The organism is Siminovitchia sp. FSL H7-0308 (genome assembly GCF_037980985.1).
Classification (GTDB): Bacteria; Bacillota; Bacilli; order Bacillales; family Bacillaceae_C; genus Siminovitchia; species Siminovitchia thermophila.
Genome location: NZ_CP150282.1, coordinates 3,941,285 through 3,957,576 on the forward strand (window position 1 = coordinate 3,941,285; position 16,292 = coordinate 3,957,576).

Consider the following 16,292-nt stretch of genomic DNA (forward strand, 5'->3'; position numbering starts at 1 on the left):
TATTTTTTATGTTATTGAAATTCTCCGGGACAAACTACCCATAAAACGAAACCGAACAATACAGATAGCGAAACATCAACGCCCATGAACTTCAGCAAGCGGAGGCGGTCCCAATATTTTGCCCCAAGGCTTTTTGACAGGATCAATGTACTGTCCACAAGCTGTACAATTTGACTCATAACATTTGCAGGAATGCCATCATTGAGAGTCGGAGCAGTGATATAGCAAGTTGCCGGTACGTAAAGTGCGCCGAACCACGAGAGAATATCAGTGATATGCCGCTCCACGCCCAAATAATGCTCTGCTGCATTGCCCACAACATATAAACCGACCGGCTTAGAACGAAGGGCCTGAACAGGAAGAAGATCCAATAGCTCCTTGAGAATCGCGGGTATGGACCCCCGAAACACCGGAGAAGCAATTAAAATGGCATCCGCTTCCTCTATTAAACGGAGGGAATCCTCCTTCCAGAAAAAAAACTTTCCACTTTCATCCAATGAAGGACCTGTCCGTTTCACTTGGGCGCTTTGTCCAACTGCGTACTTTTCAGCTACATTCAAAACAGATGCCAAGCGCCCTGGAGGGGTGGGACTTCCATAAATGGTTACAAGTTTTATATGATTCATTAGAGAACCTCCTTCAATAAAGTGAAATTATCTCTAAAATACTCGCCCATTCTCAAATTTTCATTGGCTCCTTACATATCATTGATGGAACGAGCTATTAACCAAACAAACCAATACCTCCTCGCCATTCCAGGTCTCACAGTACCCCTAAGGAACATATCGTTACCCGAGTAATTTACATCTTATGTAAAAACAGGTTAAGCAAACTACACCTACAACGCAGGAGCACTATACAAAATCCGCAAAGCCCCCATCATGAGCAGGCGCATAATGAACTCATGCGCCTTTTCCATAAACACCCATATTGAATTTCAGAAAAGATGCAAGCTGCAACAGGCATCCTTGGGACCATTCTAAACTCTCGTGTAGAACAAAAATAACCTCCTCACCGGTTAATGCGGGGAGGAGGCTTTTTCCACATTGTTCGAGATTATGAAATATCGTAATAATACCTTCAACATATTCCTGACTATCTTGCCATTGACGATGGATCTATGACCAACTTATTGAATCCTTATTCATTTTCCTTATTGAAGAAAAGTGTTTTTAATAAGTAACCTATACCCAGGCCAATCAAAACCCCGGGTATTGCATGATCAAAAGACAAGCCAATACCAGCACCTATCATGACACATGCATAAATCAGGATATCTTCTTTTTTCACAATGAAAACCTCCAGTTAAGAGATTGAACAGCTAGTATAAGTATACAAAATGACGCGAGGTCGCTTTCAACTATGACAAATTGTTTGTTTGAAATGGTTGAGAAGGACCTTACGTCATCTTTTATACTAGATGTAAAGGAGGGTTCAGGATGGTGAAATCACTTTTATTTCCCATTATCATAATGACATTTATGATTTCAGGCTGTACAAACACCGAGAAGGACACTCAAATTCAAAAAGCTCCTATAGATGAAATTGATCAGATTTATATAGATTTTGGAAGTACGGATATGAAGTTTTTTTCGAGTGATGCCCAAGAACTTGAAGCTCGAATCACTTTATACGATCAAGGCCCGGGAGTGACTTTGGACCAGACTGGCAACAAACTATTCGTTGACGTAGAAAGGGATATGACACGCCTTTTCAAAATTGGAAAGAAGCCGAAATTTGAAGTGTATATTCCGAATGATTATAAAGGATTCATCATACTAGATGGTTCATCCGGAAATGTTTCAGGTGAAAAATTGCAACTACATGATTTAGAAATAAAAGCAAGCAGTGGCAACGTTCAGCTTGACTTTCTACAATTCCATAGTGATGTGAATATCGTTACAACTAGCGGGAATATAGAAGTGAATTTCGACGATCAAAATCCCGATCTGGACTTAGACCTAAAGACGAATAGTGGAAGACAATCAGTTGATATTTCATTGAACAAACATGAACAAACGAAAAAAGGACTAGTTGGTATTTCAGGTAATGGAAAATATAAAATGAATTTAGAAACTGCTTCAGGAAATATTACCTTACAATAAAGTGGAAAAATGATAGACAAGCTTTTTCCGAAGCAGATAATGCAGGAAACGATGACTTCCCCGCCATTTACTATTTTAGAGGCGCATAAATAACATGTGCCTCAGCGATATGAAGTCAAAAAAAAAACCTCCTTACAAGTGATTAGCAAGGAGGAGTGATATTGAATACATTTATCTACCTTCATGAAAAAGAAAAATCAGCATAATATCCGGTTCATTATAGTCCCACTCGTTCTAAATAATCTTTGGCAACCTCCTCGGGAGGCTTTCCTTTCACATTTACTTCATAATTCATTTTTCGCATTTCGTCATCCGTAATGTTTCCGGCCAACTTGTTTAGCGCTTCTATGATTTCCGGATATATTTCGGCTATTTCTTTCCTCATAAGCGGCGCCCCTTGATACGGCGGGAATAGATGTTGGTCATCCTCCAGCACTACGAGCTGATACTGCTCGATTTCACTGTCTGTCGAGTAGGCATCTACAAGGTTAATATCACCTGTTTGCACAGCATTGTAGCGCAGTTTTGGCTCCATTGTCGTTAAGTTGGAGAAAGTGAGGCCATATCGTTTCTGAATGCCTTTATATCCGTCCTCCCGATCAGAAAACTCAAGGGTGAAACCAGCCTTTACTTCGTCCGCGACTGCCTGCAAATCTGATATTCTTGCCAATTGGTGCTGATCGGCAAAAGGCTTTGAAACCGCTAGCGCGTAAGTATTGTTGTAAGCCATTGGTTTCAGCAACACAAGATCATGCTCATCAAGAAGACCCTTCCTTGCCTGCTCATACACTTCTTGTCTGTCAGTACTTGCGGCAGTTTCTTTTAGAAGTTCGGAGATGGCTGTCCCGGTGAATTCCGGATAAATGTCGATACTCTCATTTTGCAACGCATTAAATAAAAACGATGTTTTTCCAAGGCCCGGCTTTAGTTCAACTTGCAAATCGGTATTTTTTTCGATGAGCTGTTTGTACATGTTGATTAATATTTCCGGCTCCGCGCCAAGCTTTCCTGCTATCACAATTTGATCTTTTTTCCCGCCGGCAATCCATGGTGCGGCAAGTGTCATAATGGCGATCGCCGTAATCAACCCGACGGCGGCAACAGATTTTTTAAAAGAAAGTTGCTCAAACCTGCGGAGAAGTACATCGAACAATATGGCCAATAAAGCTGCTGGAACGGCACCAAGCACAATGAGAGAAGTGTTGTTACGATCAATTCCAAGCAAAATGATATCTCCCAGGCCCCCGGCGCCGATTAGGGCGGCAAGCGTAGCCGTTCCTACGATGAGCACCATCGCTGTCCGTATTCCCGCCATCATAACCGGTGTTGCAAGCGGAATTTCTACCTTGAGCAAAAGCTGGCGCTCATTCATCCCCATGGCACGGGCCGCCTCAATAAGCGATGGATCCACTTCCTTGATCCCGGTATACGTATTTCGCAAAATGGGAAGAAGCGCATAAGCGACAAGCGCAATGATGGCAGGAACTTTCCCAATGCCGAAAAGAGGGATTAAAAGACCCAGCAAAGCAAGTGATGGGATCGTCTGTAAAACAGCTGTCACCCCGATGATTCCTTCCGCGGCTTTCTTTTTCCTTGTCAAAAAGATGCCAACCGGAATGGCGATGAACACTGCAAAAAAGATGGCAATAAACGATAATTCTATATGCTGTACCAAGGCAGTCAACAAGTCGTCCCGACGATTGGAAAATACGTTGAGAAAGTCACCCATGGACGCCGCCCCTTTCAGCCAGGAAACGAATGACGGCCTTCCGGTCAATATGCCCTATGATTATACCGTTTCTTTCTACTGAAAGCTGATCGTGAGAGGCCAATTTTGACAATGTTTCCTGGAGAGAAGCCGAAACAGAAACAGGTGAACCTGATAAGCTTCTTTCTTCGGACAACGTTGGCGTCATCAATCGCTCAAGCTGAAACGCATCCTCAGCAGATCCATGCACTCCGACGAAGTCACGCACAAAATCGCTAGCGGGATTTTGAACAATATCCTCGGGTTTCCCCACTTGGACTACCGCTCCATCCTTCATCATACAGACGCGGTCAGCGATTTTAAGTGCTTCCTTCATGTCATGCGTAACAAAAACAATCGTTTTTTTGATTGTTTTTTGCAAATAAAGAATGTCATCCTGGAGTTTTTCCCGACTGATTGGATCAAGCGCGCTGAATGGTTCGTCCATTAAAATAATACCGGGGTCGGCTGCCATGGCACGAGCCACGCCAATCCGCTGCTGCTGGCCTCCTGACAGTTCTTTCGGTTTTCTGTCCCGATAAACCTTCGGTTCCAACCCCACCATTTCCAACAATTCATCCACACGCTTTTGAATCTCGGCTTTCCCACATTTTTTTAATTCGGGTACAACCGCGATATTCTCCCCAACCGTCATATGGGGAAACAGGGCAATTTGCTGCAAAACATACCCGATATTCCAGCGTAATTCATGGATGTTGTAATCATAAATATTCTTGCCATTGATGGAAATGGAACCGTGCGACACTTCAATCAAACGATTGATCATTTTCAACGTAGTCGTTTTTCCGCAGCCGCTCGGGCCAATCAATACAAAGAACTCCCCTGTATCAATATGTAGATTCAATGCATCTACTGCTTTACGATTTTCTGAATAAAGCTTTGAGACGTTTTCAAATACGATCATTTTTGGCCCCTTTTTTTAAAATGATAGGGTTATTGTCGCAAGGATTGTGGGAGAGCGCAAATGAAAGGCACTAATGAAACAGAGAAAAGCGTTCCTTTACGTTGTAGACACGCCGGACTTGCTATTGCTGGACGAACCGACAAACCACCTGGAATATGGAAGCATTCAATGGCTGGGAGAATATTTCCGAAAAAAATACGATAAGGTATTTGTTCGTCGTGTCTCGTGACCAGCTTTTTGGCTGATCTTTCTTTTTTGCAAAAAACATATAAACGGCTCCCATAGCCAGGCATATGAGAAAAAGAGAAACATGTACCACGGACCCGATTCGGATGATTACCATCTGAATGATTGCGCTCCAGGCAAATCGTAAGATATAAAAAGGATCATTGAAATGCCTGAAAGCGAAATTTATTCAAGTGACAGAAACATTTCCGTCTATGAGGTCATTCACACTTTTGATACTGTTTTTGGTCGCTTGAATCACTGCTTTTTCACCCCAACCCTGTGGCTGCAAATGGACCGCCTTATCCTCTAAGTTTCCCAACATTTCCTCTTTTAAATCGGATACGGATGGCCAGTTTTTATATGTTTTAAATAGAAACTCCACATATTCTTTTCATTCATTCACGAACTTCTCCCCTTCTTGGGATGAGCAAATCTATCACTTCTTTTGCCTCGTCCCACTTATTAACAGCTCGCACATAGGCTTGTGCCCAAATCGGTCATATGATCATATATCCGCCTTCCGCCCTGGCTCTTATTTCCCCAATAGGCATGACATTTTTTGTTTTTCCAGTCTCTTTAAGTTCATATAAAGCGAAAGCTCTTTTCATTCGAATTTGCCGCCGCTTTTTTCGAAAATTGTTTTGATCATTTCATATCATAGCTGTCGCCTTCCCATAAAATGTTCAGAATCATCGCGTCGATATGTCCGCGAATGAGATCGCTTTGATCAGAATGTTATTCCCCTCTTACATCCTCCTTAGGGTGCAAAGTAATATTTTAAAACAAGTTGAAACCAAATTATTCGTTCATTCGTACTAAATTCAAAAGGATGGTGTACATACATGAATAACCATGAAATTGATTACAAAATATATGGAGATGACATGCAATTTGTAGAAGTTGAACTGGATCCAGGAGAAACAGTCATAGCAGAGGCCGGAAGTCTCATGATGATGGATGATGGGATTGACATGGAAACGGTTTTTGGAGACGGGTCGAATCAAAGTAGCGGCCTAATGGGAAAATTGATCGGTGCAGGAAAACGGGTGCTTACGGGAGAAAGTCTGTTTATGACGACGTTTACGAACAGTAGAAACGGTAAAAAGCACGTTTCTTTCGCTTCTCCGTATCCGGGGAAAATCATTCCGATGGACTTAAGTGAGCACGGAGGAAAAATGATTTGCCAAAAGGATGCTTTTTTAGCCGCCGCAAAAGGAGTAGCGGTCGGGATTGAATTTCAAAGAAAAATTGGGACAGGGTTTTTTGGTGGTGAAGGATTCATCATGCAGAAACTGGAAGGAGACGGAATGGCGTTCGTCCATGCCGGAGGCACGATCCATCAAAAAACGTTGGAACCGGGTGAAGTGCTTCGCATTGATACAGGCTGTCTTGTGGCCATGACGAGCGGAATCGATTATAATGTGGAATTTGTCCGCGGAATCAAAACAGCCTTGTTTGGCGGAGAGGGGCTCTTTTTTGCCACATTGCGCGGTCCGGGTACCGTATGGATTCAATCTTTGCCTTTCAGCAGGCTGGCGAGCCGTGTGTTTGCCGCAATGCCGGCAAAAGGCGGTTCAAGTGATGAAGGTGGAATCGGCGGACTGTTTAATTTATTCAATGATAAATAAAACGGCGATCAGTATTATGTAACAAATCGGGATTTTCCATCTAAACTCTTTAAGGTGGAATGCGAGATAAAAGGAACCAAGCGCAAGTGATCTTTCGTTCTGGCCGCCTTTCCGAGTGGACACTATTCTTAATCCGCTTATGATCACTTTTTCGTTTGACATATTAAGAAAAAAGTCCCAAATAATTGGGCTTTCAAGTCAATGAGGTATTTTCACAACTGAGATATTGGGGTATAATGAGAGAAGAAAACAAATATATATAAATCGTTCCGGTGCTGCGAACACCGAAACGATTAGCGCAATAGCACGGTCCCTTGGGGATCGGCGCAGTTATGTCAAAGCCGCCGGAGAGGGCCATCTCAAGGGCGGCTTTAGTCTTTTTTTATTGACAAAATCGCCACAACCAACACCGCAAACGCAATCATTGTTGATATGGATTCATATATTGTCATATTGGCACCACCTCCCCTCATAAAAACTGAGAAGCGTGTGCCGACCGCCCTTGAGAAACCTGTACTATTGTATATTTATTATAACATTTTTCCCCGGAATGGGAACATATGTTTTTATTTCTGAGTATATTTTTTGGAGGTGATTCCATTGAAACATGCTTTGGTTGTTGGCGGGACAGGCATGCTGGCGGGGGTTTCTCTTTGGCTGGCAGAAAAGCGTTATCATGTCTCGGTGATCGCCCGAAACGAAAATCGAATGAATATACTTATATCCAGAGCGTCATCGCCTTTTTCGATCACCCCTTTGTTCATTGATTATTCGGATGAAAATCGGCTGCGAAAAGAAATACAACGTACGATCAAACAAAACGGGCCACTGCAACTTATCATCGCCTGGATTCACTCAACAGGAAGAAACGCTTTGGGTATCATTGCTGAAGAAGCTTCAAAAGCGGGCGGGAAAAACAGGAAGCTGTATCATGTCGTCAGCAGCAGCACAAACTTGGAAGAAGCGGTCAAGAGTGTAAAAATACCCGTTGGCTGCCTGTACCGGCAAATCCAGCTGGGCTTTGTCATCGAAAATGGCAATTCCAGATGGTTGACACATGAGGAGATTGCAAACGGTGTCATTGAAGCCATTCGTCATGACAAGCTCCTTCACATCGTGGGCACGGTTGAACCTTGGAACCGAAGACCATGATAAAAAGCCTGTCGTTGTCCTTAAAAACCGACAGGCATGAATATATTAAATCGTATAATTGATCCAGTCGCCACGTACGCCACCCATTTTTTCATAAAAACGCTTAGCACGATCATTATCAGTAGCTGTCACCCAAGACATATGGACATAACCATTGCTTTTCGAATAATGTTCACATGCTTTAAATAACTTTTGGGCGACACCTTCGCCCCTGGCTTTCTCGACGACATAAAGGTCATTCATAACTGTGATTCGATCAGCCTTCGTTGTACTGTATGTAAAGTACAATGTTGCAAACCCAAGCAATTCTCCCTCACTATCAGCCACAAACTGAATCCCTTCTTCTTTTTGAAGCAATAAGTCAAAAATGTGGTCCACTTTTTTAACAGGCGGCTTTTCCCTTTTATAAAAGTCCACAATATACTCGTACATCAATACATTCATTTGCTCTCTGTCCTTTTGTTCTGCCGGCCTCACTTCAATGGTCATGTAAAATCCCTCCCGCATATATAAAAATTTAGTGCTTTCGTTTATTATAAAGAAAACTGACTACTAAAAAAGATACAGAACCATATCATTTGACCAGTACAGATGGGAGAGAATGAGCATGAATATCATCCCCAAATTGGACAAGCACTTAAAAGAGCCGTTATATATCCAGCTTTATCAATATTTTAAAGAAGAAATACGGTCGGGAAGAATCCCTTCGTTTAAACGCCTGCCATCGATTCGACAGCTTGCGGGCGATCTTCATATCAGCAAAACAACGATTCAATGGGCCTATCAACAGCTCCTCGCAGAAGGTTATATAGAAAGTAAAGAGCGGAGCGGATTTTACGTTGTGGAAATGGAAAGCCAGCCCTTCTCGCACATATTCGGTTCATCGGAACAACCGATTCCTTTCCCTTCTGAGGAAACCGAAATTGTTTATGACTTTTATATGTCCCATATCGATGTTGATCATTTTCCTTTTCAAAAGTGGAAAACATCCCTCAATCAAACGATGCTTTCCGATCCGAAAGAACTCCTTTTTTATGGGGATCGCCAAGGGGAACTCGAACTTCGGATTGCCATCAGCAGTTACCTCCGCCAATCGCGGGCCGTAAATTGTTTTGCCGATCAACTTGTGCTTGGTGCCGGTACCCAAACGCTTGCCAGATTGTTATGCCATCTGATCGGACATGAAGAACAAAAAATAGCCATGGAAGAGCCGGGATATGAAGGCGTGCGCCATGTTTTTCAACTGTTGGGTTTTCAAGTCATTCCGATACCTCTGGAAGAAGATGGACTAAACGTGAATGAATTACACAAAAGCGGCGCAAAAGTTGTGTATATTACACCATCCCATCAGTTTCCGCTCGGCATGGTGATGCCGGTTGCCAAGCGCATGAAGTTGTTAAAATGGGCGGAGGAAAATGGCGGTTTAATTATTGAAGATGACTATGATGGCGAATTTCGCTACCATGGAAAACCGATTCCTTCATTGCAAGGTCTGGATGTAAACGGCAATGTCGTTTATGTGGGTACATTTTCCAAGTCGCTGATGCCTGCCGTTCGAATGAGTTATGCCGTTCTGCCCGAACGGTTGCTGGCCTTGTATCAGCACAGTTATCAAGGCTACGACCAAACCGTTTCCAGACTACACCAAAAAACATTGCAATTATTCATGGAAAGCGGAGAGTGGGAACGCCATCTTCGCAGAATGAAAAAAATTTACCAAAAAAAGCACGACATCCTGCTGCAAACGGTTCACCATGTGATGAACGATTCCGTACAAGTGACAGGCCAAAATGCCGGACTCCATGTTGTCATAAAAGTAAACAGCGATAAAACGGCTGATGAATTAGTTCATATTGCTAAAACATCCGGTGTCCAAGTCTACAGCACAACGAATAATTGGGTGTATAAGCAAAAAGAAGAAACCCCACTTATTCTCCTTGGATTTGGCGGGTTGTCGATCGAGGAAATACAAGAAGGAATCGAACGGCTTCATGAAGCTTGGCTTCCTTTTTATAGATAAAGTGAAGCGAGGTTAACCAGTTATGGTGGCTGAGAACCTCCGTCCCCCCGAGCCTTAAGATCAGCTCAGGCAGCGACATCCTCGAAACACCATACGCTGAACGACAATGCGATTGAAACTTTTCCGGTTTCCTCGTGATTTAACGATGTGATCAATGCTTTTACTGCTGTCTTCGTCAACCGACAATGCGATCGCAGCTTTTCCTGGTCCTGTCGCTTCACTTGCCTATATTCTGTCCTGTACCGCGCAGGCCTTTGTGTCGACATCCTAAAAAACCGTTTCCGAAGTTTTTCATGTCCTGTCGCCCCGACGAGTCGGACTTTTACTGGCAGTTGATCCCCCACTCGTTTTAAACTGGACACAATTTTTTAAAAAAGTATTGACTCTCACGTTGCGTGATCCTTTATATTTTGCTTGAAGGGAGGTCCTTTTGGAAATGAAGGTAAAAGAAGTTGCAGAACTAGCTAGAATCAGCGTACGAACGCTTCATCATTATGATGCAATCGGTTTATTGACACCTTCTCAAAAAACGGCGGCCGGTTATCGGCTATATTCCGATGAAGATCTGGGGAAGCTTCAACAAATCTTGTTTTTTAAAGAACTCGGCTTTTCTTTGAAAAAAATAAAGGAAATCATCCATAGTCCTTCCTTCGACAAGTGCGAAGCCCTTCAACTTCAGAAAAAATGCTTGCTGGAAAAGCGGGAGCGCCTTGACAAAATGATCGGTTTGATCGAAAAGACCATCAAACACGAGCAAGGAGAGATTGAAATGTCCAATAAAGAGAAATTTGCAGGCTTTGACTTCAGCCAAAATCCATACGAACAAGAAGCACGCCGACGATGGGGTAACAAAGCCGTCGATCAATCAAATGCAATGTTAAACGAGATGTCAAATGAGGAGCGAATGCAAATGGGCGAGGAGATGAATGAAATTTACCGAAAGCTTGCGCACTTGAAAGACGGCTCGCCTGAATCAAAAGAGGCGCAGGCTGCGATCGCTGAATGGTTTACCTTTTTGAACAGGAATGCGGGAAGTTATTCGCTGGAAGCGTTTAGGGGCTTGGGAGAAATGTATGTCGCCGATGAACGCTTCACAAAAAACATTGACCAGTTTGGCGACGGACTGGCAAAATTCATGCGTGATGCCATGGCTGTCTATGCGGATCAAAATAAATAAACAGAACGCCTCACATCAATTTTGAAATAGCCACTTATTTTTTGGGCGCCAAATTAGGCATGGACCCGTTATTGAATCGCGGCCCATGCCTTTTGGGTATTCCGAGTTTGTGATGCGACCGAGCACACAAACACTGCATATTTGTCATTCCTTACTGTGAAAGATTAATCATTTTGCGTTTTAAACGTGTCTTAAAATATTTCTTCGTCTTACAATTCAATAAAAATAAGTGACATATTGTTTAATATGCCACCTAGTTTTTTCCTTAGTGAATCAAACTTTTTTATCTTTAACAAGGTTGTACAGCTTCTTGACAGCACCCGTCGTTCGGATAGCTATGACATCATTTAACTGGGTAAGCGTATGTTACAAACCGATCTGGCGCATCCCCTATGTAGCTAAATGGATAACAGGTCGTTACGACGAGCACCTCTTCCCCCATTTCTCGTATGACGGTCGTGTCATCTTCCGGAACGATTTCCGTTTCCCGGATTTCATACGTGTAGGAGCCGTATGGCATCGTCAAAACAAACCGATCTCCAATTTCTATTTCCCCAAATTTGCGAAAGACAGTGTCACGATGCCCTGATAAAAGGATTTGTTCCCCTTGCCCAGGATAGACGGACTCGGATAAATGGCCCACTCCTTTTTCCAAAGCGTCAGGGTCTGTCCCTTCAACTACCGGCAACGTTTTTCCCAGCTTAGGTATCTCCAATGTGGCAAAAGCTTCACCATACTTCGCTTTAAAGTCTCTCAATGCTTGATCCGTATCTTCCGGGGAATTTTGAATTCTCTCTTTTGCTTCAACCAAAGATTCCTTTTGTGATTGATTGTGCTGAAATAGTTGGTAACCAAAAACCGCCAACAGCACAACTCCTGCGATAAGCAGTAAATTTCCGATAACTTTCAAGTGGGAATCCCTCCTAAATGAAGGCTTGATATATTTTATTATAACTGATATATCAACGTAAAAGAAGCAAATGTGCAAAGACATTTGCTTCTGTCTTTTTATTCATAACCGAAAACTCTTCCTCTATTTCAGCCATCAATAACAGGTATTTCCGCAGCAGTTTTTTTATGTTCGTATCCATTTCCAAATTTCTTTCGGTGTTGCATTTTTCCCGTACATTAAAATGCCAACTTTAAAAACTTTTCCCGCCAGCTTCATCATGAGCCAAATGCTGGCGGTAAGTATGATGAGAGCAAGGATAATTTCCATCCAGGGCCATGTTTCCAATAGTGATAATCGTATCAGCAAGACACCGGGGGCTGTAAACGGTATAAACGAACCGATCATAGCCATCGTTCCACTTGGATCGCTCAAAATGGGACCGATAAAAATGAGCGGCAAAAATGGCAGCATCATGACCATTCCCTGAAAATTGCTAGTCGCCGTCATATCTTCAACCGTAGCCCCAATACCGACAAAAATGGCTGCGAATAGTAAGTAGCCCGCCACTGCGATAAATAACAAAAGCGGCAGTTCAGGTACGAGCAAATATTTAAAAAGAGGGATATCGATTTTCCAAATAACGAGCGGGATGGCAAAGGCAATCCACACAGTAACTTGTGTAATACCCAACACAAAATAACCGATAATTTTTCCTTGCATTAAATCCCCTGGTGTTACTGAGGATAAGATGATTTCCGCGACCTTTTCCTTCTTCTCCTGAGAGGCTGAAGTAAAAATCATCATGCCGGTCATCACAATGGAAAACAAAATTATGCCGGAGAAGATGCCCGGTATAATTCGTTTAAGCGGATCGGCGCCAGCGGCACTTTCATTGGCTGGTGTCTCTTCAGCCGATATCTTTTCAGTGACCGGTTCCAATGTGATCCCCTGCGAGACAACCGTTTTTTGCTCCTCCGTCAAGTCAAGCTTTTCGATTTGCAGTTGGCGAAGAACATTTTCGATCACGGATACCTCGTATATAAACTCCTCATACACTTGATCGTTTAGGTAAACGGGAACATGTGCTTGAGCCAAGGCTTGTTCTGTCAAAGGAATGAACACTGCTTGTTCATCAGATTTCGCGATTTGCTTTCTGACCGTCTCTTCATCTTTTGCCGTTTTTATCAGGTGCCAATGCTTAAGTTCTTGCGCAGATGCCGCCTCCTTGATTTGAGTAAATACGTTCAATTCATCGTGTACGTACACTTTAACCGTATTTTCCGCCGCATCATCGCCATCATGATCATTAAATAAGGAAGGAACAAAAAAGAAAAAAGCAAATAAAAGTGGGGTCAATAATAAGGATATGACAAATGATTTGTTTTTCATATTTCTTTTAATTTCCCATTTGGCTACTTTCCAGCTGTTACGCACCGAGTCCGCCTCCTTCTCCACTGCTTGACAAAGTATGATTATCGGTTGCAATATCAATAAAAATTTCATGGAGAGAGACTCGGTCAATGGACAGTTCTTGTATATGAAGCTCTTCGGGAAGGTGTTTGATCCAGCCAGGGATATGTACATCTCGGGTTAAATACAAGACAGACACGTCTCCGTTTGTTTCAACGCGTTGTACGTCAGGAATTCTGCCAAGTCGTGCAGGTTCGTTATGGCCGCGGATCGTACATTTGAAATTGGCGTATTGATTTTTGACATCTTCAATCGCCCCGTATATGACTTTTCGCCCGCGGTGGATCATGAATAACCGATCACATACCTCTTCAACCATATTCATTTGGTGTGATGATAGGAGAATCGCCGTACCCTTTCTTGCCTGCTCCTTAATTTCCTGTTTAAAAACTTCCTGGCTAACGGGATCAAGTCCAGAAAACGGCTCATCCAGTATAAGCAAGTCAGGCTCATGAATAATCGATCCGATGAACTGGACTTTTTGCCCCATCCCTTTGGACAACTCTTCAACAGGAACTTTTTCTTTACCTTGCAGCCCAAATTTTTCCAGATATTGTAAAGCTCGTTCCCTCGCTCTTTTCAGCGGATAATCTTTCAATTCCGCTAAATATAAAATCATGTCCATAACCTTCACATTTTTGTAAAGGCCACGTTCTTCAGGAAGGTAGCCGATCGTATGCCGGGGAATTTCCCCCGCTGGATAATCACGAAACTTGACCGTGCCCTCATCCGGATACAAAATCCCCATTATGTTCCGGATCGTCGTAGATTTCCCCGCGCCATTAGGGCCCAAAACCGCCATAATTTCACCTTTATGTACCTCGAAGGAAATATTTTGGATAACACGATTTTGCTTAAACGTTTTACCAAGGTTTTCTATTGCCAAGAGAGGTTCTATAGGTCATCACCCTTTCATACTCTCTAATACGAAAAGGACGGAAAAAAGTTTCATACTAATTGATAAGGGGATAAGCCCCTGTTCGTTGTTTACATGGCTATTATAATAATGTGAGCCGAGTGGAAATCTTACGCACGATTATACTATTATAATTGTTTCGGAGTTGACAAGACTGATAATCGCATAAATCAGGGAATCCATTACCCTGTAGATGTTTTTGCGCCTATGTCCATCACGGGGTGTGCTTACTCCTTCGCCATAACAACATATACACTAAGAGGACCATCGCTTGTATTTTCGATCGACAGCATTTCTTGATCTTCACAGTGAATGACATCATGTGTTGTGATTGGGAAGCTTCTTTTGTCGATTGTACATGTGCCTTCCCCTTGAATAACGGATAAAAATACGTTGGATTGGGGATGAGGGTGGGGCGGAATAGACTGGCCAGGCAACAAGTTCAGCAAAAAGACCGTGCTTTTTCCTTTTTGAAAAAGATTTTTCCGGGTAAACTTTTTTTCGTTAAATACCAATTCTGGTGCAATATTCTTTATTTCCATTCATGTTTCCTCCCGTTTTTTTGGTAGAGCTGCCCATCTTTGGAGCTCCATCTTTTTCTTCTATTATACTGAAAATATTTATTTTTTCATGTAAGCCGTTACACTAATGAAGCCGTATCTATTGTTCCGCAGGGTTGTCTTTTTTCGCCCTTGAAGCATCGGCGGCGTAAACCTCCCACGAAGAATAAATTTTTTCGAGTATTTCAACTGACAGATTTTGCTTTTGTAAAGCCCTACCTCATGTGGTACGCGTTTTCTTATTATGGTACGATTCTGATAAGGACTAGCGAATGGAGGTGGAAACCCATAATCGTCCAAAACAGGGAAGAACCGCTTTTATTGAAAGGCATTCGTTTTACCCTAAAGCGGCTGCATCCTGACCATGAGGTATATCCTTTGCTTGAAACAAAAGAGGTTATCTTGAAAGCCGGCCTCTCTGGAGAAGAAAAGTTGGCCGAAGTTCTTCGAAAGCAAACTTTTTCGTTTGCTCACCACATTATTCACGACCTCTCCTTGGAATCATGCAGCCTTTTTCAAATCGACTCTTTGTTTCTTACTCCCTATTATGCTGTTATTTTCGAAGTGAAAAATATAAGTGGGCGCTTGAAGTTCATTGAGACGCCTCCTCAGCTAATCCGAACACGTGAAACAGGCGAGGTAGATGGATTTGAAAGCCCTGCCGCACAAGTTGAACGCAACGGCGAACTGCTTGACCTCTGGCTTAGCGATCGCGGAATTCAAATACCGCTTTACCGTGTGGTTGTTTTAGCATATCCAAAGCAAATTGTTGAAAAAGCCCCGTCAAAAACGAAAGTGCTGTTCCCCAGTTTAGTTCCCTCATTCCTGCGAAGCCTCCCCCGTGAGAAAACCATGCTTGATCAAAAAACTTTCAAATGGTTAACTGAAGCTCTTTTGAGCAGCCGCATTCAACATATTCCTAGGCCCGTCTGCGAAATGTATAATATTCCTAGGAGCGCCATTCGTACCGGTGTAATCTGTGTTGACTGTGGAATGATTGGAATGGTCAAAATCAAAAGAAGTTGGCGCTGTGAAAAATGCGGACGCTGTGATCCTAAGGCGCACGAACAGGCGATCAGAGAATGGTTTTTATTAATTGGAAGAGAAATGACCAACAGGGATTGCCGCGATTTTCTGCACGTGGATTCAGATACGGCATACAGAATGATGAAGAGCATGGGCTTGACATCAAGAGGAACTTATAAAAATCGCTCATATAGAATGGACTTTAAATAACACTTGTTGTTTTTTTCTATCCGCGGGTATTTTTTTCTATCCGCGGGTATTTTTCTCTATCCGCGGGTATTTTTCTCTATCCGCGGGTATTTTTCTCTATCCGCGGGTATTTTTCTCTATCCGCGGGTATTTTTCTCTATCCGCGGGTATTTTTCTCTATCCGCGGGTATTTTTCTCTATCCGCGGGTATTTTTCTCTATCCGCGGGTATTTTTCTCTATCCGCGGGTATTTTTCT

General features: G+C 42.8%; 18 protein-coding genes. 7 read left to right on the forward strand and 11 right to left on the reverse strand.

The features are described from left to right. Nucleotides 1-11: 11 nt before the first annotated feature. The gene (locus MHB50_RS18395; RefSeq protein ID WP_340084478.1) at nucleotides 12-626 is read right to left on the reverse strand and encodes an NADPH-dependent FMN reductase; all 615 of its coding nucleotides are present in this window, start codon (nucleotides 624-626) and stop codon (nucleotides 12-14) included. Between the two features lie 514 nt (nucleotides 627-1,140). Then, nucleotides 1,141-1,290, reverse strand: a complete 150-nt coding sequence (locus tag MHB50_RS18400) for a hypothetical protein (RefSeq protein WP_339165184.1) — start codon at nucleotides 1,288-1,290, stop codon at nucleotides 1,141-1,143. 149 nt (nucleotides 1,291-1,439) lie between these two features. Between MHB50_RS18400 and MHB50_RS18405 the strand changes: the two genes are divergently transcribed. Then, nucleotides 1,440-2,105, forward strand: a complete 666-nt coding sequence (locus tag MHB50_RS18405; RefSeq protein ID WP_340084480.1) for a DUF4097 family beta strand repeat-containing protein — start codon at nucleotides 1,440-1,442, stop codon at nucleotides 2,103-2,105. Between the two features lie 217 nt (nucleotides 2,106-2,322). On the opposite strand, the gene opuFB is transcribed toward MHB50_RS18405, so the two are convergent. Then, nucleotides 2,323-3,834 carry an osmoprotectant update ABC transporter permease/substrate-binding subunit OpuFB gene (gene opuFB / locus MHB50_RS18410; RefSeq protein ID WP_340084482.1) on the reverse strand — a complete coding sequence of 504 codons (1,512 nt, stop codon included), beginning with the start codon at nucleotides 3,832-3,834 and terminating at the stop codon, nucleotides 2,323-2,325. After that, nucleotides 3,827-4,777, reverse strand: a complete 951-nt coding sequence (locus tag MHB50_RS18415) for an ABC transporter ATP-binding protein (RefSeq protein ID WP_340084484.1) — start codon at nucleotides 4,775-4,777, stop codon at nucleotides 3,827-3,829. The genes opuFB and MHB50_RS18415 overlap by 8 nt, the downstream gene beginning before the upstream one ends. A 73-nt stretch (nucleotides 4,778-4,850) precedes the next feature. Between MHB50_RS18415 and MHB50_RS18420 the strand changes: the two genes are divergently transcribed. After that, nucleotides 4,851-5,006, forward strand: coding sequence for a hypothetical protein (locus tag MHB50_RS18420; RefSeq protein WP_339165188.1), 156 nt, complete (start codon nucleotides 4,851-4,853; stop codon nucleotides 5,004-5,006). A gap of 186 nt (nucleotides 5,007-5,192) precedes the next feature. On the opposite strand, the gene MHB50_RS18425 is transcribed toward MHB50_RS18420, so the two are convergent. After that, nucleotides 5,193-5,387: a hypothetical protein gene (locus MHB50_RS18425; protein WP_340084487.1), complete on the reverse strand. Its 195-nt coding sequence runs from the start codon at nucleotides 5,385-5,387 to the stop codon at nucleotides 5,193-5,195. Between the two features lie 460 nt (nucleotides 5,388-5,847). Here MHB50_RS18425 and MHB50_RS18430 point away from each other — a divergent pair, with 460 nt between their 5' ends. Next, nucleotides 5,848-6,633 (forward strand): TIGR00266 family protein, encoded by a 786-nt coding sequence (locus MHB50_RS18430; RefSeq protein ID WP_339165191.1) that lies wholly within the window; start codon nucleotides 5,848-5,850, stop codon nucleotides 6,631-6,633. Nucleotides 6,634-7,224: 591 nt separating this feature from the next. Next, nucleotides 7,225-7,785: a short-chain dehydrogenase gene (locus tag MHB50_RS18435; RefSeq protein ID WP_339165509.1), complete on the forward strand. Its 561-nt coding sequence runs from the start codon at nucleotides 7,225-7,227 to the stop codon at nucleotides 7,783-7,785. A 45-nt stretch (nucleotides 7,786-7,830) separates the two neighbouring features. Here MHB50_RS18435 and MHB50_RS18440 read toward each other — a convergent pair whose 3' ends face one another. After that, nucleotides 7,831-8,274 carry a GNAT family N-acetyltransferase gene (locus MHB50_RS18440; RefSeq protein ID WP_339165192.1) on the reverse strand — a complete coding sequence of 148 codons (444 nt, stop codon included), beginning with the start codon at nucleotides 8,272-8,274 and terminating at the stop codon, nucleotides 7,831-7,833. A 118-nt stretch (nucleotides 8,275-8,392) separates the two neighbouring features. Between MHB50_RS18440 and MHB50_RS18445 the strand changes: the two genes are divergently transcribed. Both MHB50_RS18445 and MHB50_RS18450 read left to right on the forward strand, forming a co-directional pair. Further along, a complete protein-coding gene (locus MHB50_RS18445; protein WP_340084489.1) occupies nucleotides 8,393-9,805 on the forward strand; it encodes a PLP-dependent aminotransferase family protein in 1,413 nt (470 codons plus the stop codon). Nucleotides 9,806-10,235: 430 nt separating this feature from the next. Beyond that, complete coding sequence (locus MHB50_RS18450; RefSeq protein WP_340084491.1) at nucleotides 10,236-10,982, forward strand: MerR family transcriptional regulator; 747 nt, start codon at nucleotides 10,236-10,238, stop codon at nucleotides 10,980-10,982. A 343-nt stretch (nucleotides 10,983-11,325) separates the two neighbouring features. Here MHB50_RS18450 and MHB50_RS18455 read toward each other — a convergent pair whose 3' ends face one another. From MHB50_RS18455 to MHB50_RS18475, 5 genes are all read right to left on the reverse strand, one after another. Then, a complete protein-coding gene (locus MHB50_RS18455) occupies nucleotides 11,326-11,892 on the reverse strand; it encodes a class D sortase (RefSeq protein WP_339165196.1) in 567 nt (188 codons plus the stop codon). A gap of 52 nt (nucleotides 11,893-11,944) precedes the next feature. Further along, a complete protein-coding gene (locus MHB50_RS18460; protein ID WP_340084493.1) occupies nucleotides 11,945-12,073 on the reverse strand; it encodes a hypothetical protein in 129 nt (42 codons plus the stop codon). Further along, nucleotides 12,058-13,308 (reverse strand): ABC transporter permease, encoded by a 1,251-nt coding sequence (locus MHB50_RS18465; protein ID WP_340084495.1) that lies wholly within the window; start codon nucleotides 13,306-13,308, stop codon nucleotides 12,058-12,060. The genes MHB50_RS18460 and MHB50_RS18465 overlap by 16 nt, the downstream gene beginning before the upstream one ends. Further along, the gene (locus tag MHB50_RS18470; protein ID WP_340085367.1) at nucleotides 13,301-14,242 is read right to left on the reverse strand and encodes an ATP-binding cassette domain-containing protein; all 942 of its coding nucleotides are present in this window, start codon (nucleotides 14,240-14,242) and stop codon (nucleotides 13,301-13,303) included. Before MHB50_RS18470 ends, MHB50_RS18465 begins: the two co-directional genes overlap by 8 nt. 245 nt (nucleotides 14,243-14,487) lie before the next feature. Beyond that, nucleotides 14,488-14,802 carry a cupin domain-containing protein gene (locus MHB50_RS18475; protein ID WP_339165199.1) on the reverse strand — a complete coding sequence of 105 codons (315 nt, stop codon included), beginning with the start codon at nucleotides 14,800-14,802 and terminating at the stop codon, nucleotides 14,488-14,490. 396 nt (nucleotides 14,803-15,198) lie between these two features. On the opposite strand from MHB50_RS18475, the gene MHB50_RS18480 reads away from it, so the two are divergent. Continuing rightward, nucleotides 15,199-16,056 (forward strand): nuclease-related domain-containing protein, encoded by an 858-nt coding sequence (locus tag MHB50_RS18480; RefSeq protein ID WP_339165200.1) that lies wholly within the window; start codon nucleotides 15,199-15,201, stop codon nucleotides 16,054-16,056. Nucleotides 16,057-16,292 lie beyond the last annotated feature (236 nt).

Coding starts and splice junctions, on each gene's coding strand:
- MHB50_RS18460 (WP_340084493.1), bottom strand. CDS start 12,073: ATGGATACGAACATAAAAAAACTGCTGCGGAAATACCTGTTATTGATG.
- MHB50_RS18395 (WP_340084478.1), bottom strand. CDS start 626: ATGAATCATATAAAACTTGTAACCATTTATGGAAGTCCCACCCCTCCA.
- MHB50_RS18440 (WP_339165192.1), bottom strand. CDS start 8,274: ATGACCATTGAAGTGAGGCCGGCAGAACAAAAGGACAGAGAGCAAATG.
- MHB50_RS18445 (WP_340084489.1), top strand. CDS start 8,393: ATGAATATCATCCCCAAATTGGACAAGCACTTAAAAGAGCCGTTATAT.
- MHB50_RS18420 (WP_339165188.1), top strand. CDS start 4,851: ATGAAACAGAGAAAAGCGTTCCTTTACGTTGTAGACACGCCGGACTTG.
- MHB50_RS18415 (WP_340084484.1), bottom strand. CDS start 4,777: ATGATCGTATTTGAAAACGTCTCAAAGCTTTATTCAGAAAATCGTAAA.
- MHB50_RS18430 (WP_339165191.1), top strand. CDS start 5,848: ATGAATAACCATGAAATTGATTACAAAATATATGGAGATGACATGCAA.
- opuFB (WP_340084482.1), bottom strand. CDS start 3,834: ATGGGTGACTTTCTCAACGTATTTTCCAATCGTCGGGACGACTTGTTG.
- MHB50_RS18475 (WP_339165199.1), bottom strand. CDS start 14,802: ATGGAAATAAAGAATATTGCACCAGAATTGGTATTTAACGAAAAAAAG.
- MHB50_RS18405 (WP_340084480.1), top strand. CDS start 1,440: ATGGTGAAATCACTTTTATTTCCCATTATCATAATGACATTTATGATT.